The sequence below is a fragment of the Pseudomonas eucalypticola genome (assembly GCF_013374995.1).
GTDB lineage: Bacteria > Pseudomonadota > Gammaproteobacteria > Pseudomonadales > Pseudomonadaceae > Aquipseudomonas > Aquipseudomonas eucalypticola.
Map to the genome: position 1 here is coordinate 2,529,428 of NZ_CP056030.1, position 18,920 is coordinate 2,548,347.

2 protein-coding genes are annotated in these 18,920 nt (G+C 64.7%); both read left to right on the forward strand.

Annotated elements, in window-relative coordinates; all coding sequences use genetic code 11:
* Positions 1–124: 124 nt before the first annotated feature.
* Positions 125–6,550 carry a non-ribosomal peptide synthetase gene (locus tag HWQ56_RS11580; RefSeq protein ID WP_176570566.1) on the forward strand — a complete coding sequence of 2,142 codons (6,426 nt, stop codon included), beginning with the start codon at positions 125–127 and terminating at the stop codon, positions 6,548–6,550.
* A 1-nt stretch (position 6,551) separates the two neighbouring features.
* Positions 6,552–18,917: a non-ribosomal peptide synthase/polyketide synthase gene (locus tag HWQ56_RS11585; protein WP_180229345.1), complete on the forward strand. Its 12,366-nt coding sequence runs from the start codon at positions 6,552–6,554 to the stop codon at positions 18,915–18,917.
* The last annotated feature ends 3 nt before the right edge of the window (positions 18,918–18,920 follow it).

An 18,920-nucleotide genomic window follows, 5' to 3' on the forward strand; every position in this document is an offset into this window, starting at 1 on the left:
AAGTGGCGGGGTGATATTTACCCAGAAGGGCGCCTGCCCACCGCCTAAATCAATTAGCGATTGTTTCGTCTTCTGGTGATGACTGGGCCCGTGGTCCCGCTTCCGATACCTAAGGACGCATCGAATGAATGCCGAAGATTCGTTGAAACTTGCTCGCCGCTTTATCGAACTGCCCACGCCTAAGCGTCGTTTATTCCTGGCGGGCCTACAGGAAGAGGGCGTCGATTTTTCCTTGTTTCCGATCCCTGCCAACGTTGCGGCGCGCGAGCGTGACGGGCTGTCCTACGCCCAGCAGCGCATGGCGTTCCTTTGGCAACTGGCCCCCCAGGGTGCGGCGTATAACCTGCCAATGGCGGTGCGGCTCAACGGGCCGCTGAACCGTCAGGCGCTGCAGCGTGCCTTCGACCAATTGGTGGTGCGCCATGAAAGCCTGCGCACGCGCCTGCAGGCGGACGGTGACTCACTGCGCCAGGAGATACAAGCGCCGGCGGCAGTGGTGATCACCCGGCACGACCTCAGCGAGTCGGCGCCGGACGAGCGCGAGGCGCGGGTCGCATCGCTGGCCGAGGCCGAGTCGCAGGCGCCCTTCGACTTGCTGCAAGGGCCTTTGTGGCGGGTGCAACTCGTGCACCTGGCGGCGGATGAGCATGTGCTGCTGCTCACCTTGCACCATATCGTCGCTGACGGCTGGTCGCTCAACGTGCTGATCAACGAGTTTGTGCACCTCTACGATGCCGCCTGCCACCAGGCAGAACCGGCGCTGCCGCCGCTGCCCATTCAGTACCGCGACTACGCCCTGTGGCAGCGCAGCTGGCTGGAGGCCGGTGAACAGACGCGCCAGCTGGCCTACTGGCAGGCCAAGCTGGGTGACGATCACAGCCCGCTGGAATTGCCCCTCGACTATGCGCGACCTTCTATGCCCAGCCATCGCGGCGCCCGCCATGAATTGCACTTGCCCCAGGCGTTGGTCGAGCGCCTGGGCGCCCTGGCCAAGGCCCAGGGTGCGACCTTGTTCATGGTGCTGCTGGCCTCGTTCAAATTGCTGCTGCAACGCTACAGTGGCCAGCGCGCCATTCGCGTGGGCGTGCCGGTTGCCAACCGTCATCGGGCGGAAGTGGAGGGCGTGATCGGCTGCTTCATCAACACCCAGGTGCTGCACACCGACATCGACCCGTTCATTGACGTGGCCGAGCTGCTGCGGCGCGTCAAGGACACCGCGCTGGGCGCCCAGGCCCATCAGGACTTGCCGTTCGAGCGCCTGGTGGAAGCGCTGGGCCTGGACCGCAGCAACGCTCACAGCCCGCTGTTCCAGGTGCTGTTCAACCACCAGGCGGCCATTGCCGACGCCGGGCAGATTCGCCTGGCCAACGGCCTGAGCCTTGAGAAAGTGCCCCTGCAAAAGCACAGTGCGCGGTTTGACCTGGCGCTCGATACCTATGAGAGCGCCGGCCGCCTGCATGCGGTGTTTACCTACGCGCAAGACCTGTTCGCCCCACAGCGAGTGGCAACGATGAGCCAGCATTGGCTGGCCCTGTTGGAGGGCCTGGCGGCGGACGCCAGCGGTGTGATCGGTGAACTGGCACTGGCGGCCGATGGCCAGCTTGCGCAGTGGCCAGCGGTTGCCGAGCCGGACCAACACCTGTGCATCCATAGCCTGATCGAAACCGCGGCCAACGCCTGGCCCGAGCGTGTCGCGGCCGTCAGCGGCGACGACTCGATCACCTATGCGGCGCTGCACTCACGTTCCGATGCGCTGGCCCAGGCACTGCTGGACATCGGCGTACGCGTGGACGAACGGGTAGGGGTGGTGGCAGATCGCTCGATCAACATGCTGGTGGGCCTGCTGGCGGTGCTCAAGGCCGGCGCCGCCTACCTGCCCCTGGAGCCGGACCAGCCGCCGGCCCGGCTGGCGTTCATGCTGGCAGACAGCGGGGTCAAGCGGGTACTGGGGCGCATCGACCAGGCGGGCCTGCCCCTGGATGTCTCCTGCGTGGACCTGGGCGGCGAGCATCGCGCCCTGCCATTGCGCCAGGTGCCAGTCAGCGCCGGCAACCTGGCCTACGTCATCTACACCTCGGGAACCACCGGCACTCCCAAGGGCGTGGCGGTCAGTCATGGCGCGCTGGTGAACTATGTGCAGGGTGTCAGCCAGCGGCTGCCCATGGACCAACTCCAGCGCATGGCCATGGTCACCACCCCGGCGGCAGACCTGGGTCATACGGTGCTGTTCGGTGCCCTGTGCAGCGGCAAGACCCTGTACCTGATGGCCAAGGATCAAGTACTCGATGCCGATGCATTTGCTGCCTACATGACCCGGCATGAAATCGACGCGCTGAAGATCGTGCCGTCGCATGTGCAGGCCATGCTGGCGGCCGGCGCCAGTGCCTTGCCGGCCCGTTGCCTGATCCTGGGTGGCGAAGCCTGCACCCAGGCGCTGTTGAGTCGTATCGCGGCGCTGGCCCCGGCGCTGTCCGTGATCAACCATTACGGCCCCACGGAAACCACCGTGGGCATCCTCACCCACGCACTGAGCCATCAGCCGCTGCTGGGACGCCCATTGGCGAACAGCCGTGCCTATGTGCTGGACGGTTGCCTGCATCCAGTACCCAGCGGCGCGCGGGGCGAGCTCTATATTGCCGGTGCGGGCCTGGCCCGGGGTTACCTGGGGCGTGCCGCGCTGACCGCCGAACGTTTCGTCCCCGACCCCAGCGGTGCGCCCGGTGCGCGCATGTACCGCAGCGGTGACTGGGTGCGGCATACCGCCGAAGGCGAACTGCAGTTCGCCGGGCGCATGGATGGCCAGGTGAAAATCCGTGGCTACCGTGTGGAACTGGCCGAGATCGACCTCTGTCTGCGCCAGCAGCCCGGCATCGATAACGTGGTGGTGCGGGTGGTGGGCAAGGAAAGCGAGGCGCAATTGGTTGCCTACCTCGTGCCCCAGGCCTGGCCGGCCGATGAAGCGGCCCGACAGGCCCTGATCGACAGCATCCGCGCCAGCCTCAAGCTGACGCTGCCAGACCCTCTCGTTCCGCACTACCTGCATCTGCTCGAGCGCCTGCCGGTCACCGCCAATGGCAAGGTCGACCTCAAGGCGCTGCCCGAGCCCGTGGCTACGGTAGCCCAGTATCGCGCACCGCACACGTCCTTGCAGGTGCAGGTCGCGGCCATTTGGGCCGATGTGTTACAGGCCGGTCAAGTGGGCCTGGACGATAACTTCTTTGCCCTGGGTGGCCACTCGTTGCTGGCCACCCAGGTGGTGTCGCGCATCCGCCAGCAGCTGGAACTGGACGTCCCTCTGCGAGCCCTGTTCGATACCCGTGACCTGGAGGCCTTTACCCAGGTGATGGCAGGTCTTGAACACACCGACGGCGGTGATATCCAGCCCGTGGATCGCGGGCAGCCGCTGGCGGTGTCTCATGCGCAGTACCGGCAATGGATGTTCTGGAAACTCAACCCGCTCAGCACCGCCTACAACACGCCATTGGCGGTGCGTCTCAAGGGTGAACTGGACCGCGGCGCACTGGCGGCAGCCTTCGACGAGCTGGTGGCGCGCCATGAGTCGCTGCGCACGGTGTTCGAGGAGCGCGACGGCGTGCCCCACCAACGCGTGCTACCCGCTCAGCCCCTGCCCATCGTCGAGCACCGCCTCGAGGCCCAGCCTGCGCAGGCACTGGCCCAACACCTGGAAGCACAGGTATCCGCCCCGTTCGACCTGGCCAACGGGCCGCTGATTCGCGTGCACATGTTTCGCCTTTCCGCCGACGAACATGTGCTGTCGATATTGCTGCACCACATCGTCTCCGACGGCTGGTCCATGAGCGTGATGGTGCGTGAGCTGGTGAGCGCCTATAACGCCGCCGCTGGCGGCCAACCGCTGCAACGCCCGGCGCTGGCCGTGCAGTACGCCGACTACGCCAGCTGGCAGCGCGAGCGCCTGGCCAGCGGCGAGCTGCAGGCCCAATTGGCCTACTGGCAGGCGACGCTGGAGGACGATTTCTCTGTATTGGAACTGCCCGCCGACCGCCTGCGTCCACCGGTGCAGAGCTACCGGGGCGGGCGCGTGGACGTGCATCTGCCCGCCGAGCTGACGGCCAGCCTGCGCCGCTTGGCTGTGCAGGGCAATGCCACGCTGTTCCACGTGTTTCTGGCTTCTTTCGCCTTGCTGCTGGCGCGCTACAGCGGCCGTGACACCTTGAACATCGGTGTGCCTGTTACCAACCGCAACCGCCTGGCGCTGGAAGGCCTGATCGGTTTCTTCGTCAACACCCTGGTTGCCCGCGTGGCCGTGGACCCGCTGCAGTCGTTCACGCAACTGCTGGCCAGCGTCAAGGAAATCACCCTGCAGGCGCAGGCCAACAAGGACATTCCGTTCGATGTGCTGGTGGAGGCACTCAAGCCTGAGCGTGGGTTGGGGCATAACCCGCTGTTCCAGGTGATGTACAACCACCTCAGCGCCGTGGGCGAGCGGGTGTCGAACGACAGCCTGCAGGGGATGAGCGTGGAAGAGGTGGACCTGCCCGAGCACACCTCGCAGTTCGACCTCACCCTCAACACCCTGGAGCGCAGCGACGGCGTGATGGCCGTGATCAATTACGCCACTGACCTGTTCGATGCGCCACGCATGCAGCGCATGAGTGAGCATTGGTTGAACCTGTTGCAGGCCATCGTCGACCACGCCGAACAGCCGGTGGCCGAGTTCCCCTTGATCAGCACCACCGAGCACCGGCAGATCGTGGTCGACTGGAACCGTACCGCGCAGCCTTACCCCGCCGAGCAGTGCGTGCATCAGCTGGTCGAAGCCCAGGCGGCCCGCACCCCGGATGCCGTGGCGCTGGTGCATGGCGAGCAAGAACTGACCTACCAGCAACTCAATGGCCGTGCCAACCAACTGGCCCGTCAGCTGCGTGAACTGGGCGTCGGCCCCGACGTGTTGGTCGGCGTGGCGCTGGAGCGTGGCCTGGACCTGGTGGTGAGCCTGCTGGCCATTCTCAAGGCTGGTGGCGCCTACGTGCCGCTGGACCCGGCGTATCCGCAAGAACGCCTGGCCTACATGCTGCAGGACAGCCAGGCACGAGTGCTGCTGTCACACGCGTCGTTGCTAGAGCACCTGCCTCAAGACACCCCGGCCCAGCTCGTGCTGCTCGATACCCTGGAGCTGCAGGACTCTGCCAGCGACAACCTCACCCCCCTCAGCGCCCCGCAGAACCTGGCCGTCAGCATCTATACCTCCGGCTCCACCGGGCTACCCAAGGGCGTGCTGATCGAGCACCGCAACATCGCTGCGCTGATCGGCTGGGCACACACGGTGTACAGCCAGGATGACCTGAAGGGCGTACTGGCCTGCACCTCGATCTGCTTCGACCTGTCGGTGTGGGAGCTGTTCGTGACCCTGTCGGCCGGCGGCTACGCGGTCATCGCGCAAAACGCCCTGGCGCTGCCACTGCTGGCAGCCAAGGACCGCGTGCACCTGATCAACACCGTGCCGTCGGCCATCAAGGCGCTGCATGACGCCGGGCAGATCCCGGCCAGCGTGCGCATCATCAACCTGGCGGGCGAACCGCTCAAGCAGGCGCTGGTGGACAACCTCTACGGCCTGGGCCATGTACAGCACGTCCATGACCTGTACGGCCCTTCGGAGGACACCACCTATTCCACCTGCACCCGCCGCGAGGCCGGTGGCCAGGCCAATATCGGCCGCCCCATCGCCAACAGCGCCGGCTACGTGCTGGACGGCACCGGCAACCCGTTGCCGGTGGGTGGGGCAGGGGAGTTCTGCCTGGCCGGTGCCGGTCTGGCGCGAGGCTACCTGGGCCGTGCGGCCTTGACTGCCGAGAAATTCCTGCCCAACCCGTTCGACACCAGCGCCCAGGGCGGTGGCCGCCTGTACCGCACCGGTGACCTGACGCGCTACCGCGCGGACGGGGTGATCGAGTACGTCGGGCGCATCGACCATCAGGTGAAGATTCGCGGCTTCCGCATCGAACTGGGGGAAATCGAGCTCACGCTGTTGGCTCACCCATCGGTGCGCGAGGCGGTAGTGGTCGACATCGAGGGCCCTGGCGGGCGGCAGTTGGTGGCCTACCTGGTGGCCGACGGCGACGTCCAGGGGCTGCGCGAACACCTCAAGACCACGTTGCCGGACTACATGGTGCCGGCGCATCTGGTGTCCCTGGACGCGCTGCCGCTGACGCCCAACGGCAAGCTGGACCGCAAGGCGCTGCCGGCACCGGATGTCAGCGCCCAGCAGCATGAATACGTGGCCCCGCAAAGCGAGCTGGAACAGCAGATCGCGGCCATCTGGGCCGATGTGCTCAAGGTCGAGAAAGTCGGCCTCACCGACAACTTCTTCGAGTTGGGTGGGCATTCATTGCTGGCTACGCAAGTGACCAGCCGCGTGCACATCGAACTTAATCTGGATATTTCACTGTCCTGCCTGTTCACCGCTGAACACCTGCAGCACTACGTGAGCCTGATTGCCGATCAGACCCCCACCCTGGCTGCTGATGTGTCCGAACTGAACGACTGGCTGGCAGAACTGGAGCGTGCTTGAAATGACTGTTACCCAAAACGACGAGATTGTCCGCCGCTTTATCCACCTGCCGTTGGAACAGCGCAAACAGTTCTTCCAGAAGATGCAAGGCAGGGGCATGAGCTTTTCCCGCATGCCGATCCCGGCCACACGCCACGAATTTGATCGGCTACCGTTGTCCTACGCGCAGCAGCGGCAATGGTTCATGTGGCAATTCAACCCTGCAAGCGCCGCCAACAACATCTCCATGGCGCTGCGCTTTAAAGGCCAATTGGACAGCGATGCTCTGCAGCGCAGTTTCCGGGCATTGATCGAACGCCACGAAGCGCTGCGCACCTACTTTGTTCAGGACGGCGAGCAAGCCGCTCAAGTGCTACATCCCGAAGGTCGCTTTGAGCTTGAGCGCGGCCAGTTGGCGAAGGGCGACGCCCCGATGGATACCCGCCTGGCTGATTTCGTGCAGGCACAGACCCAGCGAGCATTCGACCTGGAAAACGGCCCGCTGCTGCGGGCTGCGTTGCTGCAAGTGGCTGAGCAGGATCATGTGCTGACGGTGGTCATGCACCACATCGTGTCTGACGGCTGGTCGCTGCCCATCATGGTCGGGGAGCTGGTGCAACTGTATGAAGGGCTGCGCCGCGGCACTCCGGCGCAGTTGCCACACTTGCCGATCCAGTATGCCGACTATGCCATCTGGCAGCGCCAGCTGATGGAGGCGGGAGAGCAGGACCGCCAGCTGGCCTACTGGAAAACCCAGCTGGGGTACCAGCAGCCGGTGCTGGAACTGCCCACCGACCGCCCCCGCCCAGCCATGCAGGGGCATGAGGGGGCCAGCTTGGAGATCCAGCTGGACGATGACCTTGCCCGGGCATTGAAGCAGGTGGCCAAGGCACAGGGCGTGACGCTGTTCATGCTACTGCTGGCCAGTTTCCAATCGTTGTTGCACCGTTACTGCGGCCAGGACGACATTCGCGTCGGTGTGCCTATCGCCAATCGCAACCGGGTGGAAACCCAAGGGCTGGTGGGCTTCTTCGTCAATACCCTGGTTCTCAAGGCCGAGTTCGACCTGACCACTACCTTTAGCGACTTGTTGCAGCAAGTGCAGGCCACCACGCTGGCAGCCCAGGCTCACCAGGACCTGCCTTTCGAACAGCTGGTCGAGGCCCTGCACCCTGAGCGTAGCCTCAGCCATAGCCCCTTATTTCAGGTGATGTATAACCATCAGACCCACATCAAGGGGGAGCGCCATACCTTGCCCGGACTGACGGTGGAGAACCTGGCATGGGAACGGCGTACTGCCCATTTCGACCTGACCCTGGACACGTTCGAGCAAGCGCAAGGCATTGGCGCTTCGATCAGCTACGCAACGGCCTTGTTCGATGAGTCGACCATTGCCCAAATGGCACGGCACTGGCGTAACCTGCTGCAGGGCATCATCGAGCAGCCAGGGCAGCGAGTCGCCGAGCTGCCGTTGTTGGATCAGGCCGAGCGTCAGTTCCTCCTGACCCAATGGGACCAGACCCACGGCGATTACCCGGATGTACGTTTCGTCCACCAATTGTTCGCCGATCAGGCGGCCAGAACCCCTGAGGCTCGCGCCGTGGTGTTCGGTGAGCAGCAACTGACCTACGGCCAGTTGGACAGCCAAGCCAACCGCCTGGCCCAACGCCTGGTGCAGATGGGTGTAGGGCCGGAAGTGCGAGTGGTGATTGCCATGCGCCGTTCCGCCGAAATCATGGTGGCCTTCCTGGCTGTGTTGAAAGCGGGTGGCGTCTATGTGCCGCTGGACATTGCCTACCCACCGGAACGCCTGCGCTACATGATGAAGGACTGCTCGCCGGCATTGGTGCTCACCCAAGAGGATTTGCTGAGCAGCCTGCCGCTGCCCGAAGGCCTGCCAACCGTGGCGATCGGGGCCCACAACGAATGGGACCGCTATCCCGATACTGCACCCCACGTGCCACTGGCCACCGGCAATCTGGCCTATGTCATCTACACCTCGGGCTCCACCGGCATGCCCAAGGGCGTTGCCGTACCTCATGGGCCGCTGGTCTCGCACATTCTGGCGACGGGAGAACGCTACGAAATGGGCGCGGCCGATTGCGAACTGCACTTCATGTCGTTTGCCTTCGACGGTGCCCATGAAGGCTGGATGCACCCGTTGATCAACGGCGCCAGCGTGCTGGTGCGCGATGATAGCCTGTGGTTGCCTGAGCAAACCTATGAGCAGATGCATCGCCATGGGGTGACGGTTGGTGTATTTCCGCCGGTCTACCTGCAGCAGTTGGCCGAGCACGCCGAGCGCGTCGGCAACCCTCCCGCGGTACGCATCTACTGCTTCGGCGGCGATGCGGTACCCCAGGCCAGCTACGAGCTGGCCTGGCGAGCCCTGCGTCCGACCTATCTGTTCAACGGCTACGGGCCGACTGAAACGGTGGTCACCCCGCTGCTATGGAAAGCGCCCGCAGGTGAGCCGTGCGGCGCGGCCTACGCACCCATCGGTACCCTGCTGGGCCGACGCCGCGGCTATGTACTCAATGCCAGTCTGAACCTGGTACCCGTGGGCCAAGCCGGTGAGCTGTACCTGGGCGGTGACGGCGTCGCGCGGGGTTACCTGGACCGGCCGGGGCTGACAGCGGAGCGCTTCGTACCCGACCCATTCGGCCAGGCCGGCGAGCGGGTCTACCGCAGCGGTGATCTGACTCGGGCGCGGCCGGATGGCGTGGTGGATTACCTGGGGCGTATTGACTATCAGGTGAAGGTTCGCGGCTTTCGCATCGAATTGGGAGAGATCGAAGCGCGCCTGCAGGAGCACCCGGCCATCCGGGAGACAGTCGTCATCGATATCCCCGGGGCCAGCGGCAAGCAATTGGCTGCTTATCTGGTCGCCGACGAACAGCAGTCAAGCACCCCGGAACAGCAAAGCATACTGCGTGGCCAACTGCGCGAACACCTTGGCGTGGCCCTGCCAGACTACATGGTGCCGACCTACTTGCTATTTCTGCAGAAAATGCCGCTCACGCCCAACGGCAAGCTGGACCGCAAGGCGCTGCCGGCGCCGGATGTCAGCGCCCAGCAGCATGAATACGTGGCCCCGCAAAGTGAGCTGGAACGGCAGATCGCGGCCATCTGGGCCGATGTGCTCAAGGTCGAGAAAGTCGGCCTCACCGACAACTTCTTCGAACTGGGCGGCGACTCGATCATTTCGATCCAGGTGGTCAGCCGGGCGCGTCAGGTCGGCATCCGCTTCACCCCCAAGGAACTGTTCCAGCACCAGACGGTGCAGGGCCTGGCTTCGGTCGCCAAGCAAGGCGACACCGACAGCCTGAAGATCGATCAGGGGCCGGTGACGGGCGAGGCCTTGCTGCTGCCGATTCATCAGCACTTTTTCGCATCGGACATTCCCCAACGCCACCACTGGAACCAGGCCTTGCTGCTCAAGCCGGGGCAGGCGTTGAACGGGGATACCCTGGCGCAGGCGCTGCAGGCGTTGATCGTGCACCACGACGCCCTGCGCTTGAGCTTCGTCGAAAGCGCGGGCACCTGGACGGCCCATTATCGGGCCGTGGACCAGCAGCCGGTGCTGTGGCAACGCGAGGTCAAGGACGCGCACGCACTGGAGGCCCTGTGCAACGAGGCCCAGGCCAGCCTGAACCTGCAGGACGGTCCGCTGCTGCGGGCCGTGCTGGCCACCTTGGCCGACGGTAGCCAGCGCCTGCTGCTGGCCCTCCACCACCTGGTGGTGGATGGGGTGTCCTGGCGTATCCTGCTGGAAGACCTGCAAGCGGCTTACCAGCAGCTGGACGCTGGCCAGGCCCTTCAGCTGCCGGCCAAGACCAGCTCGACTCAGGCCTGGGCCGAACACCTGCAAACCTATGCCCGCAGCGAAACGCTGCAAGCGCAACGCGCCTACTGGCACGCCCAGCTGGAAGGCGTCAGCGCCGACCTGCCGTGCGACAACCCAGAAGGTTCGCTGCAGGGCATTCATGCGGGCAACGCCCAGACCCGACTGGACGCCACCCTGACGCGCCAACTGCTGCAACAAGCCCCGGCCGCGTACCGCACCCAGGTCAACGACCTGTTGCTGACGGCGCTGGCCCGGGTCATCGCCCGCTGGACCCAGCGCGATGACGTACTGGTGCAACTGGAAGGCCATGGCCGCGAAGAGCTGTTCGACACCGTCGACCTGACCCGCACCGTGGGCTGGTTCACCAGCCTGTTCCCGGTCAAGCTCAGCGCCGCCTCATCGCTGGACACCTCGATCAAGCAGATCAAGGAACAGCTGCGCGCCGTCCCTGACAAAGGCATCGGCTTCGGTGCCCTGCGTTACCTGGGTGACGCGCCGGGCCTGGCACAACTGCCGGTGCCACGCATCACCTTCAACTACCTGGGCCAATTCGACGGCAGCTTCGCCGAAGGCGACAGCGCGTTCTTGACCCCGGCCATGGAACTGGCCGGCGCCAGCCAGAGCGAAACAGCGCCGCTGGCCAACTGGCTGGCGATCAACGGCAAAGTCTATGGTGGCGAACTGAGCCTGAACTGGACCTTCAGCCGCGCGATGTTCAACGACGCGACCATCGAAGCGCTTGCCGCCGACTACGCCGAGGAACTCCAGGCGCTGGTAGCCCATTGCATCGAGCCCGGGCATGCCGGCCTGACCCCATCGGACGTGCCGCTGGCCCAGCTGAGTCAGGCGCAGCTGGACAGCCTGGCCATCCCGGCATCGCAGATCGAAGACCTGTACCCGCTGTCGCCCATGCAGCAGGGCATGCTGTTCCACGCCCTGTACGAGCAGGGTAGCGGGCACTACATCAACCAGATGCGGGTGGACGTCAAGGGCCTGGACGTGGATCGCTTCCAGGCCGCGTGGCAAGCCGCCGTGGACCGCCATGAGGTGCTGCGCGCCAACTTCGTCAACGGCTTCGAGCAGCCATTGCAGGTGATCCGCAAGCAGGTAAAGCTGCCGTTCACGCGCCTGGAATGGCAGGGCACGCCGAACATCGAGCAGGCGCTGGACACTTGGGCCGAGGCCGACTTGCACACGGGCTTTGACTTGCAGCAGGATACGTTGCTGCGCCTGGCGGTGATTCGCACTGCTGAAGACGGATACCACCTGATCTACACCAGCCACCACATCCTGATGGATGGCTGGAGCAATGCCCAGTTGCTGGCCGAGGTGCTGCAGGAGTATGCCGGGCTGTCGGGTACCCCCCAACCAGGACGCTACAGCGATTACATCGACTGGCTGCAACGCCAGGACCCCGCCCAGAGCCAGGCATTCTGGCAGCAGCAGCTGCAGCCGCTGGAAGCACCAACGCGCCTCGCGCTGTCGATACGTCAACCTGTCAATACTCCAGATGCCGGCTATGGCGATTACCGCCAGGTACTCGATCAGCAACAAACACTGGCGCTGACCGCCTTTGCGCGGCAGCACCATGTCACCGTCAACACCCTGGTGCAGGCCACCTGGCTGCTCTTGCTGCAGCGCTACACCGGGCAAGCGTGCGTGACCTTTGGCGCCACCGTGTCCGGGCGACCCGCGGACCTCAAAGGCGTGGAACAGCAACTGGGGTTGTTCATCAATACCTTGCCGGTCATTGCCAGTCCCCGCGCCGAGCAGCGGGTCAGCGAGTGGATCGAGCAGGTTCAAGCCCAGAACCTGGCCTTGCGCGAGTACGAACACAGCCCACTGTATGACATTCAACGCTGGGCCAATGGCGGTGGTGAGAGCTTGTTCGACACGCTGCTGGTGTTCGAGAACTACCCCGTCAGCGAGGCGTTGCAGCAAGGTGCGCCCGCGGGCCTGGTGTTCTCTGGCACGCAGAATCGCGAACAGACCAATTACCCCCTGACCCTGGCCATTGGCCTGGGTACACAGTTGTCAGTTCACTACAGCTATGACCGGCGGTTTTTCGACAGCCAGGCCGTGGAGCAAGTTGCCGGGCACTTCGGTCAGTTGTTGTTGGGGCTGGTCGAGGATGCGCAGCAGGCGCTGGGTGAAATGCAGTTGCTGAAGGGCGATGAACAGCAGCAGATCCTCGTCGACTGGAACCGTACCGCGCAGCCTTACCCGGCCGAGCAGTGCGTGCATCAACTGGTCGAAGCCCAGGCTGCCCGCACCCCGGATGCCGTGGCGCTGGTGCATGGCGAGCAAGAACTGACCTACCAGCAGCTCAATGGCCGTGCCAACCAACTGGCCCGTCACCTGCGCAAACTGGGCATCGGTCCCGATGTATTGGTCGGCGTGGCCCTGGCGCGTGGCCTGGACCTGGTGGTGAGCCTGCTGGCCATTCTCAAGGCCGGTGGCGCCTACGTGCCGCTGGACCCGGCGTATCCGCAAGAACGCCTGGCCTACATGCTGCAAGACAGCCAGGCACGGGTACTGCTGTCACACGCGTCGTTGCTAGAGCACCTGCCTCAAGACACCCCGGCCCACCTCGTGCTGCTCGATACCCTGGAGCTGCAGGACTCTGCCAGCGACAACCTCACCCCCCTAAGCGCCCCGCAGAACCTGGCGGTGAGCATCTACACCTCCGGCTCCACCGGGCTGCCCAAGGGCGTGCTGATCGAGCACCGCAACATCGCTGCGCTGATCGGCTGGGCACACACGGTATACAGCCAGGACGACCTGAAGGGCGTGCTGGCGTGTACCTCGATCTGCTTCGACCTGTCGGTGTGGGAGCTGTTCGTGACCCTGTCGGCCGGCGGCTACGCGGTCATCGCGCAAAACGCCCTGGCGCTGCCACTGCTGGCAGCCAAGGACCGCGTGCACCTGATCAACACCGTGCCGTCGGCCATCAAGGCCCTGCATGATGCCGGGCAGATCCCGGCCAGCGTACGCATCATCAACCTGGCGGGCGAACCGCTCAAGCAAGCGCTGGTGGACAACCTCTACGGCCTGGGCCATGTACAGCACGTCCATGACCTGTACGGCCCTTCGGAGGACACCACCTATTCCACCTGCACCCGCCGCGAGGCCGGTGGCCAGGCCAATATCGGTCGACCGATCGCCAACAGCGCCGGCTACGTACTGGACGGCACTGGCAACCCGTTGCCGGTGGGTGGGGCAGGGGAGTTCTGCCTGGCCGGTGCCGGTCTGGCGCGAGGCTACCTGGGCCGTGCGGCCTTGACTGCCGAGAAATTCCTGCCCAACCCGTTCGACACCAGCGCCCAGGGCGGTGGCCGCCTGTACCGCACCGGTGACCTGACGCGCTACCGCGCGGACGGGGTGATCGAGTACGTCGGGCGCATCGACCACCAGGTGAAGATTCGCGGCTTCCGCATCGAACTGGGGGAAATCGAGCTCACGCTGCTGGCTCATCCATCGGTGCGCGAGGCGGTAGTGGTCGACATCGAGGGCCCTGGCGGGCGGCAGTTGGTGGCCTACCTGGTGGCCGACGGCGACGTCCAGGGGCTGCGCGAACACCTCAAGACCACGTTGCCGGACTACATGGTGCCGGCGCATCTGGTGTCCCTGGACGCGCTGCCGCTGACGCCCAACGGCAAGCTGGACCGCAAGGCGCTGCCCAAACCTGATACCAGCCAGTTGCAGCAGGTATACGTGGCGCCGCAAAGCGAGCTGGAACAGCAGATCGCGGCCATCTGGGCCGATGTGCTCAAGGTCGAGAAAGTCGGCCTCACCGACAACTTCTTCGAACTGGGCGGCGACTCGATCATTTCGATCCAGGTGGTCAGCCGGGCGCGTCAGGTCGGCATCCGCTTCACCCCCAAGGAGCTGTTCCAGCACCAGACGGTGCAGGGCCTGGCCTCGGTCGCCAAGCAAGGTGACACCGACAGCCTGAAGATCGATCAGGGGCCGGTGACGGGCGAGGCCTTGCTGCTGCCGATTCATCAGCACTTTTTCGCATCGGACATTCCCCAACGCCACCACTGGAACCAGGCCTTGCTGCTCAAGCCGGGGCAGGCGTTGAACGGGGATACCCTGGCGCAGGCGCTGCAGGCGTTGATCGTGCACCACGACGCCCTGCGCTTGAGCTTCGTCGAAAGCGCGGGCACCTGGACGGCCCATTATCGGGCCGTGGACCAGCAGCCGGTGCTGTGGCAACGCGAGGTCAAGGACGCGCACGCGCTGGAGGCCCTGTGCAACGAGGCCCAGGCCAGCCTGAACCTGCAGGACGGTCCGCTGCTGCGGGCCGTGCTGGCCACCTTGGCCGACGGTAGCCAGCGCCTGCTGCTGGCCCTCCATCACCTGGTGGTGGATGGGGTGTCCTGGCGTATCCTGCTGGAAGACCTGCAAGCGGCCTACCAGCGGCTGGACGCTGGCCAGGCCCTTCAGCTGCCGGCCAAGACCAGCTCGACCCAGGCCTGGGCCGAGCACCTGCAAACCTATGCCCGCAGCGAAACGCTACAAGCGCAACGGGCCTACTGGCACGCCCAGCTGGAAGGCGCCAGCGCCGACCTGCCGTGCGACAACCCAGAAGGTTCGCTGCAGGGCATTCATGCGGGCAACGCCCAGACCCGACTGGACGCCACCCTGACGCGCCAACTGCTGCAACAAGCCCCGGCCGCGTACCGCACCCAGGTCAACGACCTGTTGCTGACGGCGCTGGCCCGGGTCATCGCCCGCTGGACCCAGCGCGATGACGTACTGGTGCAACTGGAAGGCCACGGCCGCGAAGAGCTGTTCGACACCGTCGACCTGACCCGCACCGTGGGCTGGTTCACCAGCCTGTTCCCGGTCAAGCTCAGCGCCGCCTCATCGCTGGACACCTCGATCAAGCAGATCAAGGAACAGCTGCGCGCCGTCCCTGACAAGGGCATCGGCTTCGGTGCCCTGCGTTACCTGGGTGACGAACCGGGCCTGGCACAACTGCCGGTGCCACGCATCACCTTCAACTACCTGGGCCAATTCGACGGCAGCTTCGCCGAAGGCGACAGCGCGTTCTTGACCCCGGCCATGGAACTGGCCGGCGCCAGCCAGAGCGAAACAGCGCCGCTGGCCAACTGGCTGGCGATCAACGGCAAGGTCTATGGCGGCGAACTGAGCCTGAACTGGACCTTCAGCCGCGCGATGTTCAACGACGCGACCATCGAAGCGCTTGCCGCCGACTACGCCGAGGAACTCCAGGCGCTGGTAGCCCATTGCATCGAGCCCGGGCATGCCGGCCTGACCCCATCGGACGTGCCGCTGGCCCAGCTGAGTCAGGCGCAGCTGGACAGCCTGGCCATCCCGGCATCGCAGATCGAAGACCTGTACCCGCTGTCGCCCATGCAGCAGGGCATGCTGTTCCACGCCCTGTACGAGCAGGGTAGCGGGCACTACATCAACCAGATGCGGGTGGACGTCAAGGGCCTGGACGTGGATCGCTTCCAGGCCGCGTGGCAAGCCGCCGTGGACCGCCATGAGGTGCTGCGCGCCAACTTCGTCAATGGCTTCGAGCAGCCGTTGCAGGTGATCCGCAAGCAGGTAAAGCTGCCGTTCACGCGTCTGGAATGGCAGGGTACGCCGAACATCGAGCAGGCGCTCGATACCTGGGTCGAGGCGGAGCGTGCCCAGGGTTTCAACCTGGAGCGCGATCCGCTGATCCGGATCACCGTCATCCGCACTGCAACCGATACCCACCATGTGGTCTACACCAGCCACCACATTCTCATGGACGGCTGGAGCAACTCGCGCCTGCTGGGTGGGGTATTGCAGACTTATGCAGGTGTAGCCGATACCGTGACCACGGGCAACTATCGTGACTATATCGAGTGGCTGCACCGGCAGGACCCGCTGCACAGTGAAATGTTCTGGAAGGGGCGACTGCAGTCGCTCGATGAACCGACACGCCTGGCGCAGGCCATGCAACGGACAGGCGCCTCCCGGGGTGCTGGGCATGGCGACCACCACCAAGTACTGGACCAACAGCAGGCGCAGGCACTGACATCGTTTGCCCGTCAGCACCGGGTCACGGTCAATACCCTGGTACAGGCTGCGTGGCTATTGCTGCTTCAGCGCTACACCGGACATGCTTGTGTGGCGGCGGGCGCAACGGTGTCTGGGCGTCCCGCCGACCTCAAGGGGGTCGAGCAGCAGCTGGGGCTGTTCATCAACACCCTGCCGGTCATCGCCGAGCCGCGTGGCGAACAGCGTATCAGTGAATGGATCGAGCAGGTCCAGGCACAGAACCTTGCACTGCGCGAGCACGAGCATACGCCGCTGTACGACATCCAGCGCTGGGCTGGGGGCGGGGGCGAAGGCTTGTTCGACACCTTGCTGGTGTTCGAGAACTACCCGGTCAGCGAAGCGCTGCAACAGGGCGCGCCGGCCGGTCTGGCGTTCACCGATGTGCGCAATCATGAGCAAACCAACTACCCCTTGACTGTAGTGGTGGGGCATGGCGAGACGCTGTCAGTCCACTACAGCTATGACCGTGCGCATTTCAGCGACGCCAGTGTCGAGCAGTTGGCAGGCCATTTCGCCAGTCTGCTGTCGGGCATGGTCCGACAGCCTGAGCAGCGTCTGGGCGAGTTGCCGTTGCTGCGCCCTGATGAACAGCAACAGGTCATCGTTGACTGGAACGACACCCAGGCTGAGTTCCCCACCGACCAGTGCGTGCAGGCCCTGATCGAAGCCCAGGTAGCCCGTACCCCTGAGGCCACGGCCTTGCTGTTCGGCGACCATGCCCTGACCTACCGACAGCTCAACCAGCGCGCCAACCAGCTGGCGCACCAGTTGCGCGAATTGGGCGTTGGCCCCGACGTGCTGGTGGGCATCGCCGCCGATCGCAGCCTGGAGATGGTCGTCGGCCTGCTGGGCATCATCAAGGCCGGCGGTGCCTACGTACCGCTGGACCCCGAGTACCCCACTGACCGCTTGGCCTACATGATGGCCGATAGCGGCATCTCACTGCTGGTGACCCAGGAACACCTGCTGGCCCAGTTGCCGATCCCGACTGGGGTCAAGCACCTGATCCTGGCCCCTGGTGCTGATTACAGCGACGCCAATCCGGTCCATCACACCCAGCCAGCCAACCTGGCCTACGTGATCTACACCTCGGGCTCCACCGGCAAACCCAAGGGCGCCGGTAACAGCCATCGTGCCCTGGTCAACCGCTTGTGTTGGATGCAGAAAGTCTATGGTCTGGACGGTCGCGACACGGTATTGCAGAAAACCCCGTTCAGCTTCGACGTCTCGGTATGGGAGTTCTTCTGGCCGTTGCTCAGCGGTGCGCGCCTGGCGGTGGCCCAACCGGGCGACCACCGTGACCCGGAACGCCTGGTTCAGGTGATCCGCCAGCACTCGGTCACCACGCTGCACTTCGTGCCATCGATGCTGCAAGCGTTCATGACCAGCGAACAGGTGCACACCTGCACCAGCCTCACCCGGGTGGTGTGCAGTGGCGAGGCATTGCCTGCCGACCTGGCGCAACAGACCTTGGCGCGGTTGCCGGGTGCAGGGCTGTACAACCTGTACGGCCCGACGGAGGCCGCCATCGACGTGACTCACTGGACCTGCCCGCAGGGCCTGCAAAGCAGCGTGCCGATCGGCCAACCAATCGACAACCTGAAAACCTACATTCTGGGTGCCGACCTCCACGCTGTGGCGCCGCGCACTGGCGGCGAACTGTACGTGGGCGGCGTGGGCCTGGCGCGCGGTTACCACCAGCGGCCGGCGCTGACCGCCGAACGCTTCGTGCCGGACCCGTTCGACACCGGCGCCCGAGGAGGCGGTCGTCTGTACCGCACCGGCGACCTGGCGCGCTACCGTGCCGATGGGATGATCGACTACCTGGGTCGTCTGGACCATCAAGTGAAAATCCGTGGCCTGCGCATCGAGCTGGGCGAGATCGAAGCGCGGCTGCTGGAACACAAAGCGGTACGTGAGGCGGTGGTGGTTGACATCGATGGGCCTGCCGGCAAGCAACTGGCGGCGTACCTGGTGGCTGAAGATAGCGCGCCGTTGCGTGATGAGTTGCGCCAGCATTTGAAAGAAAGTTTGCCGGACTACATGGTGCCCACGCATCTGCTGTGCCTGGACGGGCTGCCGGTGACGGCTAACGGCAAGCTGGACCGCAAGGCGCTCCCGGCGCCGGATGCCAGCCATGCCCAGCAGATCTATGTGGCACCTGGAACCGAGCTGGAGAAGCAGCTTGCGAATATCTGGGCAGATCTCTTGAACATCGACCAGGTTGGGTTGCATGACCATTTCTTCGAATTGGGCGGCCACTCCTTGCTGGCTACTCAGCTCATGGTTCGGCTGCGTGAACTGGCGGGCATTGACATGGCGCTCAGGGACCTGTTCGAACGTCCACGTTTATTGGACCTGGCCCTGCACCTGGAGCAGAAAGCCAAACAAATCGATCCGTTTGAGGCCGAACTGGCTAAATCGCTGGAGGCGCTCAAACGTCTAACAACGGAGGAAATTGATGAACTGATTTCATAGGGG

Coding starts and splice junctions, on each gene's coding strand:
- HWQ56_RS11580 (WP_176570566.1), top strand. CDS start 125: ATGAATGCCGAAGATTCGTTGAAACTTGCTCGCCGCTTTATCGAACTG.
- HWQ56_RS11585 (WP_180229345.1), top strand. CDS start 6,552: ATGACTGTTACCCAAAACGACGAGATTGTCCGCCGCTTTATCCACCTG.